This is a genomic window from Actinomadura logoneensis (genome assembly GCF_003428695.1).
GTDB classification, from domain to species: domain Bacteria; phylum Actinomycetota; class Actinomycetes; order Streptosporangiales; family Streptosporangiaceae; genus Spirillospora; species Spirillospora logoneensis.
This window is the reverse complement of the sequence record NZ_QURH01000170.1, coordinates 1-7,698: the sequence shown is the minus strand read 5'-3', so window position 1 is coordinate 7,698 and position 7,698 is coordinate 1. Positions and strand designations below refer to the sequence as shown.

Below are 7,698 nucleotides of genomic sequence, written 5' to 3'. Positions count from 1 at the left end.
CGCGCAGGCCGGTGCGCGGCCGGGCGCCGCGACGCCCGCCGGACGGCCCGCGGGGACGCCGGTGCGGCATCGGACCTCGGGTTCGCGCCGGGCCGTGCGCCTCGCCGCCCTCCCCCTGTGGTCGGTCATTCGATCCCCCATCTCGCGGCGTCGTCGCCGTCCTGCGGATCTTCACCGAGGCGGCTGTCAACGCGTGTGGTTCCCCCGCCGGACCGGTCGCCCCTCCCCGTGTGGAGGGTCCGCCGGCCCCGCTGTCGTCCGGCCCCCGGCCCGCCCGGTGAGGGGCGGGCGACGCGGTCCCCGCCGCGCCTTCCGGACGGGTCCATCCTCGCAGGCCGGGCCCGGTATGGCCGTCGTCCCGCGCGGAACCGTCCGGTTGCGGTCAGCGCCGAACCGGACGGTCCGCCGCGCCGTCTTCCCCGGGGCGTTCCGCGGCCGGTCCCGAATCCCCTGCAAGCGGGTGACCTGGGCGTTTCCCGGCCGGAACGGGACAGATGTCAGGCGCGTTGCGCCCGTGCGGAGGCGTACAGGCACACGGCGGCGGCCGTGGCCAGGTTCAGGCTCTCGGCGCGACCGTAGATCGGGACGCGGATCACCTCGTCGGCGTGCCGGAGGGTCTCCTCGGGGAGCCCCCACGCCTCGTTCCCGAAGACCCAGGCGGTGGGGCGGGCCAGCAGCCCGCCGTCGATGGCCTCGTCCAGGGTGCGGTCGCCCGCCCCGTCGGCGGCCAGGACGGTCAGCCCCGCGGACTTCAGGTCGGCGGCCAGGCCCTCGAACCGCGGGCCCATCACCACCGGGAGGTGGAACAGGCTGCCCGCGGAGGCCCGGACGCACTTGCCGTTGTAGGGGTCCACCGACGCGTCGGTGAACACCACCGAGTCGGCCCCGGCGGCGTCGGCGGTGCGCAGCACCGTGCCGGCGTTGCCGGGGTCGCGGACGTGCGCGAGGACGGTCACCAGCTTCGGCGAGGCCGCCAGGGCGTCGCCGAGCGGCACGTCCAGGAACCCGCACACCGCCAGCAGCCCCTGCGGGGTGACGGTCTGGGCGAGCTCGGCCATCACCTCGCCGCTCACCCGCAGCACCGGCACGCCCGCCTGGTCGGCGGCCGCGATCAGCTCCGGGTGGCGGGTCTCGGCCTCGGCCGTGGTGAACAGCTCGACGAGGCCGCCGGGGATGGCCAGCGCCTCCCGGACGGCCTGCGGACCCTCGGCGAGGAACCGGCGCTCACGGCGCCGGAACGCGCGCTTGGCGAGCCGCCGAGCGGCCTTCACCCGTGGTGAACGGAGGGAGGTCAGCTCGCGGCCCGCCATGCTCACGCCGATACCCGCGCTCGTCGTTCCGGCCGCGCTCAGGCGGCCTTCTCGCCCTCGGCCGGCAGCGCGGCCTTGGCGACCTCGACGAGCGCCGCGAACGCGGCGGCGTCGTTGACGGCCAGCTCGGCCAGCATGCGGCGGTCGACCTCGACCTCCGCGGCCTTGAGGCCCTGGACGAACCGGTTGTAGGTCATGCCGTTCGCGCGGGCGGCGGCGTTGATGCGCTGGATCCACAGCCGGCGGAACTGGCCCTTGCGGTCCTTCCGGTCACGGAAGGCGTAGGTCATGGAGTGGAGCTGCTGCTCCTTGGCCTTGCGGTACAGGCGCGACCGCTGGCCGCGGTAGCCGCTCGACCGCTCCAGGACGACCCGACGCTTCTTGGCGGCATTGACCGCCCGCTTGACGCGTGCCACGTTTCGAACTCCTTCGTGGGGGCCGGCGACTCGGGCGCCGACCCGTCGTACGGATTGCTGGTCTTGCGGCTGCTTACTTGCGCAGCAGCTTCTTGATGTTCTTGGCGTCGGCGGGCGCCACCACGACGCTGCCGTCCAGACGGCGGGTCCGCTTGGTGGGCTTGTGCTCGAGCAGGTGGTTGCGGTTGGCGCGGCGGCGGGTCACCTTGCCGGAGCCGGTCAGCTTGAACCGCTTCTTGGCCCCGCTGTGGGTCTTGGTCTTCGGCATGGCGCCGTCGTCTCCCTCTCGTTCGGACCCCCGTGCTCGGGCACGGAGGCACGCCTGATCGGCGTCCACCACGGGTCGCGTGGTGCGACGCCTGGTCAGGCTCAATGTACGTGCGTCTCTGCCCCGCTTCCGCGGGCACGCCCCGCTCACGCGGGGCCCAGGCGGCCCCGCCGGGGCCGGCGGCGCTCAGCCCTGGGCGGACTCCTGCTCCTGCTCCCGGGCGGCGCGCTCGGCCTTGGCCTCGGCCTTGGCCTCGGCCTTCTTCTTGTGCGGACCGAGCACCATGATCATGTTTCGGCCGTCCTGCTTCGGCCGCGACTCGACGAAGCCGAGCTCGTCGACGTCCTCGGCGAGGCGCTGGAGCAGCCGGTAACCCAGTTCGGGCCGGGACTGCTCACGGCCGCGGAACATGATGGTCACCTTGACCTTGTCCCCGGCCTTGAGGAACCGCACCACGTGACCCTTCTTGGTCTCGTAGTCGTGCGGGTCGATCTTCGGCCGGAGCTTGATCTCCTTGATGATCGTGTGCGCCTGGTTCTTCCGCGCCTCACGCGCCTTCATCGCGGACTCGTACTTGAACTTGCCGTAGTCCATGAGCTTGGCGACGGGCGGGCGCGCGGTGGGCGCCACCTCGACCAGGTCGAGATCCGACTCACGCGCGAGTTCAAGGGCCTTGGCGATGGGAACGATGCCCACCTGTTCGCCGTTCGGGCCGACGAGCCGGACCTCGGGCACGCGAATGCGGTCGTTGATACGCGGTTCGGCGCTGATGGGACCTCCTAGGAGCCGTGCGTGGCAAGCTTGCGACCGGTTGTACCCCGAGGCCCCTCATGCGAAAAGCCCCGCACGACGCGCATGCGGGGCCACCTTCGGTCGGGCGCGCGCCCCGGAGGGCGGTGCGCTCGGAACGGACGCCGGAGCGCCGTTCACGGACCGGGACCCACCGGCCGAACGGCCGGTCAGGTGGGAGGTGGCCTCCGCTTGAACGTCCGATGCGTTCTCCGAAGAGACGCACAGGACCGGTCAGCCACCAAGACTAACACCTCTCGGGCACTCCTTGTTCCACCTCGCGCCGGGGAATGGACCCGCTTCGGGCCGGCTCTTCGGTGACGGGCGGCCCGGGAGGCCGATGAATGCATTGGGTAATGAATACATTACCGTCCGAAAACCGGTTCCCAGGCTCTGCCCAGGGGCGACCAGGCCGCCCCCGGGGACGGACGTCCAAGGTGAGGTGCATCTTCCTGAACGGTGCGGCCCCGCCGAGCGGCCCCGGGGTTACGGTTGGACCAGGACGGCCCGCCGGGCCGCGCTGCCAGGGGTTCCGCCATGCCCGCGTCCGCCGCGCCCACCTCGTCCTCCGCGCCGCCCGGCGCCCCCGTCCGGCTGGAGTTCGCGCAGAAGGCGTTCATCGTGTCCGGCGACCCGGTGGCCGGCGAGCGGCTGCTGATGGTGCGCAAGGCGCGGACCGACCCGCACCATCCGGGGCGCTGGGAGGTGCCCGGCGGACGGCTGCACGTCGCCGAGGACCTCGATCTCGACGACCACATCCGGCGCGAGGTGTGGGAGGAGGTCGGGCTGAAGATCGATCCCGGGCCGCCGTTCCACCTGTGGCAGTGGTTCATGCCGGGCGGCGCGGGCGAGCAGGTCCGGGTGGTGGCGGCGGCGCGGCACTGCCGCCCGCTGACCCTGGACGTGGACCCGCTGAACCGGGTGCCCGACGACCATCTGGACGAGGCGGCGTGGGTACCGCTGGACCGGACGGCGTCGCTGGAGCTGATCCCCAGCCTCCGTCCGGTGCTGCGGGAGTTCCTGCGCCGCCACCCGGCGATCCGCTGATGCCCCGGCGCGGTCGGCCCGGCGGGCCTCCCACGGCCGGCGGCCCGGCGGAACAGGGCGTTGCGGAGGGTTCGGAGGGACCGCGCGTTCCGGCGGAGCCCAGGGACCGTCCGGAGCCGGAGCCGGGGACGGGGACGGAGTCGGAGCCGGTGCCGGGGACGGCCGTGGCCGACCCCGGGCTGGACGGGGCCGCGCGGCGGCGGTTCTCGGTGGTGGTGCTGGGCGACGTGCGGATCGAGGTGCGGGCGACGCTGCCGGACGTCCGCTTCACCGAGGTGTCCGCCGACCGGTTGGCGTACGCGCCCGCGCGGGCCGTGGTCGGCGGGACGGCGGTGAACATGGCGCGGTGGGCGGTCCGGTACTTCCGGCGGGTGTCGGTGCTGGGCCGGATCGGGGACGACGGCTTCACCCCGGTCGTCCGGCGGGAGCTGCGCCGGATCGGGGCGCGCGACCTGCTGCGCGCCGAACCGGGGGCCGCGAACGGCGTGACGGTCATGCTCCGCGACCGGGACCGGGCCCCCGACGGCGGGCCGGGCGCGCGGCTGCTCGTCGCCCAGTCGGACGCGCCGGACCGGCGGATCTCCCCCGCCGACATCCGGGACGCGGCGCGCGCGATCCGCCGCGCGGACGCGCTGTGCTGCGACGGGTACGCCTCCCTCGCCGCGACGTCGAGGACGGCGCTGCGCACCGCGATGGAGACCGCGCGGGCGGCGGGGACGCCCGTGCTGTTCGATCTCGTCCCCCACGACGTGGACGAGCGGCTCCCGCTCGCGGACGCGCTCGCGCCTCTCCCCCTCGCGGACGTGCTGGTCAGCGAGGTCTCGACTCTGGCGCGGCTGCTGGGACTGCCCGTCCCGGCGACGGCGGCCGACGTGCGGGCGATGGTCCCCGCGCTGGACGCGCTGGTGCCCGGACGCCCGTTATGGCTGCTGCGGTTCGGGCCGTCGTCGCTGGAGAGCGTGCTCGCGCACCGCCGGGGCGAACTGACCGTCGACTACCCGTCCGGTTACCGGAAGGGCGAGGAGCGGGCCGGATTCGGGGATCGCCTCACGTCGGCCGAGCTGTACTGGTGGCTCGCGCGGCGAGCGGCGGGACGCGAGCGGCGCGTGGGGGCTCGGACGCGGTAGGGGCGGCCAGGTGCGTCAGGCGGCCAGGTGTCTTAGGCGGCAAGGCCGGTGTCTCCGATGGCGGCGCGGAGGGCGCGCAGGGTGCGGAGGAAGCGGTCCTTGCTGTCGGGCCGCGCGAACACCTCCTGCCATCGCCACGGACCGTCCTGCCCGAGCGCGGTCGCGGCGGCCCTCCGCAGGTACTGGCCGGGGACGCCGTCCCCGGGATGGACGGTCGCGATCCCGCGCTCCTCGACGAGCAGGTAGGAGCGTCCGGCGCGGTGGCGTTCCCGCAGGACGGGACGGCTCGCCGGGACGCCCGCCAGCCCGTCGCCCTCCACTACCGCGCGAACGCCGGTGATGCCCGGCAGCAGGTGCCAGTGGAAGTGGTCGACGCAGGCCCCGCCGCCCTGCGGGGTCGCCGGACCGTGCTCCAGGACCAGCGGGTCCGGGGTCCCGAAGGCGCTCCCGTACAGGTCCGCGACCGTGGCGCGCCAGGCGCGGGCGTGCTCCCACAGGCCGGGGTCGAACGCTCCGGCGCAGGGCAGGTGCGCGGCCGAGACGAGCAGCAGGTGCCCGGTGGTGAGCGGCGCGAGGTCGGGCATCAGGAGGAACCCGTCGTCCGCCGCAAGGACCGCGTCCGCCCCGGGCAGCCCGGCGATCGCGTTCAGCCGGAACCGCAGGGGCGGACAGAGGACGCAGTCCGCGTCCGTGAACGTGGGGGCCGCCATGCCTCCTCCTCCGTCGTCCCGGAGGGTTCCCGCGCGACCGCCGCCGAGCTGCGCGAAACCGCCACAACTCTGGCACCCGCGCGGTACAGGTCCAGTCCTTCCGGGCACATACAGGGGAGAAGGCCCCGACAGTGAACACTCCGAACGCTCCCCTGAACCAGCGCCCGTGGCGCACCGACCGCCTACGGCGCTCCGACCCGACGCGGCGCACCGCCCGCTCGCGGCCCGACCGGGCGGACGGCGGCCGACCGGGCGACGACCCGTCGGCCGGCCGCCCGCAGGACGTCGACCGCCTGGACATGGCGCTGCTCCACCAGGTCCTCGACGCCTCCCTCGACGTCCTGCGCGACACCTACGCGCCGGCGGACGGCACCGGCGGCGGCTGGTACCACGAACTGGCCCGGCCCGAACCCGGCTCCACCGCGACCGCGCTCGGGCTGCTCGCCTTCACCGCCGCCGGACGCTCCTTCGAGCACTTCGACGCGGGCCTGGCGTTCCTGGCCGACCGGCAGGCGGCGTCCGACGACCCGCTGCGCGACGGCGGCTGGGCCACCAAGACCAGCCTCGGCATCCCGGTCGTGGAGGCGACCGCGTGGATCGCCCGGTTCCTCGCCGTCGCGCGCTGCGGGCTCCGCCCGGACGCGCCGGACCTGCGCCGCGCCCACCAGTGGCTGCTGCGCAACCAGAACCCCGACGGCGGCTGGGGCTCACTGCGCGGCGCGCCGTCCCGGACCTGGCTGACCTGCCTGGCGCTGCGCGCGCTCGCCCGGCTGAACCCCTACGACCCGGCGGTCGGACGGGGCGTGGAGTGGCTGACCGCCGACCGGACCGCGCTGCGGCCCGCGTGGGGCGCGACCCCGGCCGACCTGCCGACCGTCTCGCACACCGCGTTCGCGCTGGTCACGCTCGCCGAGCTCCGTCCCCGGCGGAACGACGAGCGGCTGCTCGCCGCCTACGACTGGCTCGCCGAGCACCTCGACCCGACCGAGGACCTCACCTGGATCGAGACCTATGACGTGATGCCGCACGGCCCGGGCGCGGCCCCCATCTGGCGGATGGCGCTGTGGCACTACGGACTGCCGCTCGCGGTGACCGCGCTGGTGAACGACCCCCGCGGCGCCCCCGGCCCGCTGCTCGCCCGCGCCGTGCGGACGCTGCTGGTCACCGAGGCCGATCCGCCGTCCTGGCTGGGGTACCCCGCGAACGGCCGCACCTCGCTGTGGACGCTGTGGTGGCGGCTGGACGCGCTGCTCGAACTGGCCCGGATGCCGCTCGCCCGCTCCAAGGACGTGCTGCACTGGCTGCCGGACGCGACGGTGGTGCAGCGCGCGCACGCCCGCGACCGTCCGCTGTCCGCCCTGCTGCCGTCCCGCCCGCGTCCGGACCCGCTCCGGTTCGTCCGGCGGTACTGGTCGTCGCTGCTGCTCGCCGGGGTCGTGCTCTCGGCGCTCGGCGGGGTCGCGCTGCGCGCCTGGGGCTGGCGGGAGTTCTGGCTCAGCGTGATCATCCCGATGGCCATGACCACGGCGCACGAGTCCCTGCGCCGCCGCAGACCCGCCGAGTGACCGCGCGGGCGGGCTGTCGGTCAGGCTGCGCGGCGGGCCAGTTCGGCCTCGCCCGCGGCGCGCATCGCTCCGACCGGGACGTCGTCGCGCCCGGTCATCAGCGCGACCTGCCGCACCGCCTGGTGCAGCAGCATCTCGAAACCGCCGACGACGCGCCCGCCCGCCGCCCCGACCGCGCCCGCCAGCGCGGTCGGCCACGGCGCGTACACCACGTCGAACAGCGCCGCACCGGACGCGGTGACGGGCTCGGCGTAGGCGTCGGCCGCCCGCCCGGGCAGCGTGGAGACGACCAGATCCACGGACAGATCCGCGGGCAGGGCCGCGTCGAGCCCGTCCAGCCGGACGACCCGCGCGGCCACGCCGAACCGGGCCCCGACCTCGACCGCCTCTGCGGCCCGCTCGGGGCTGCGCACCGCGACGGCGACCCGGGAGACGCCCAGCGCCGCCAGGGCGGCCAGCGCCGACG

At 75.1% G+C, this 7,698-nt stretch carries 8 protein-coding genes and 1 pseudogene; 3 read left to right on the top strand and 6 right to left on the bottom strand.

Going from position 1 to position 7,698, the window contains the following annotated elements:
- Nucleotides 1-497: 497 nt before the first annotated feature.
- From DZF91_RS08855 to infC, 4 genes are all read right to left on the bottom strand, one after another.
- Nucleotides 498-1,310: a TrmH family RNA methyltransferase gene (locus DZF91_RS08855; RefSeq protein WP_117356991.1), complete on the bottom strand. Its 813-nt coding sequence runs from the start codon at nt 1,308-1,310 to the stop codon at nt 498-500.
- A gap of 38 nt (nt 1,311-1,348) precedes the next feature.
- Nucleotides 1,349-1,726 carry a 50S ribosomal protein L20 gene (gene rplT, locus DZF91_RS08850; protein WP_026415008.1) on the bottom strand — a complete coding sequence of 126 codons (378 nt, stop codon included), beginning with the start codon at nt 1,724-1,726 and terminating at the stop codon, nt 1,349-1,351.
- Nucleotides 1,727-1,799: 73 nt separating this feature from the next.
- Nucleotides 1,800-1,994 (bottom strand): 50S ribosomal protein L35, encoded by a 195-nt coding sequence (gene rpmI, locus DZF91_RS08845; protein ID WP_117356990.1) that lies wholly within the window; start codon nt 1,992-1,994, stop codon nt 1,800-1,802.
- A 186-nt stretch (nt 1,995-2,180) separates the two neighbouring features.
- Complete coding sequence (gene infC, locus DZF91_RS08840) at nt 2,181-2,747, bottom strand: translation initiation factor IF-3 (protein ID WP_268915926.1); 567 nt, start codon at nt 2,745-2,747, stop codon at nt 2,181-2,183.
- 573 nt (nt 2,748-3,320) lie between these two features.
- On the opposite strand from infC, the gene DZF91_RS08835 reads away from it, so the two are divergent.
- Both DZF91_RS08835 and DZF91_RS08830 read left to right on the top strand, forming a co-directional pair.
- Entirely contained in the window at nt 3,321-3,830 is a 510-nt protein-coding gene (locus DZF91_RS08835; protein ID WP_117356988.1) for an NUDIX domain-containing protein, read from the top strand.
- A gap of 149 nt (nt 3,831-3,979) precedes the next feature.
- Nucleotides 3,980-4,957, top strand: a complete 978-nt coding sequence (locus tag DZF91_RS08830) for a PfkB family carbohydrate kinase (protein WP_117356987.1) — start codon at nt 3,980-3,982, stop codon at nt 4,955-4,957.
- A gap of 32 nt (nt 4,958-4,989) precedes the next feature.
- On the opposite strand, the gene DZF91_RS08825 is transcribed toward DZF91_RS08830, so the two are convergent.
- Entirely contained in the window at nt 4,990-5,667 is a 678-nt protein-coding gene (locus DZF91_RS08825) for an HIT family protein (RefSeq protein ID WP_117356986.1), read from the bottom strand.
- 131 nt (nt 5,668-5,798) lie between these two features.
- On the opposite strand from DZF91_RS08825, the gene DZF91_RS08820 reads away from it, so the two are divergent.
- Nucleotides 5,799-7,232 (top strand): prenyltransferase/squalene oxidase repeat-containing protein, encoded by a 1,434-nt coding sequence (locus tag DZF91_RS08820; protein ID WP_117356985.1) that lies wholly within the window; start codon nt 5,799-5,801, stop codon nt 7,230-7,232.
- A 20-nt stretch (nt 7,233-7,252) separates the two neighbouring features.
- Here the strand turns inward: DZF91_RS08820 and DZF91_RS39605 are convergent.
- Nucleotides 7,253-7,698, bottom strand: a pseudogene (locus DZF91_RS39605) (shikimate dehydrogenase); the annotation flags it as partial.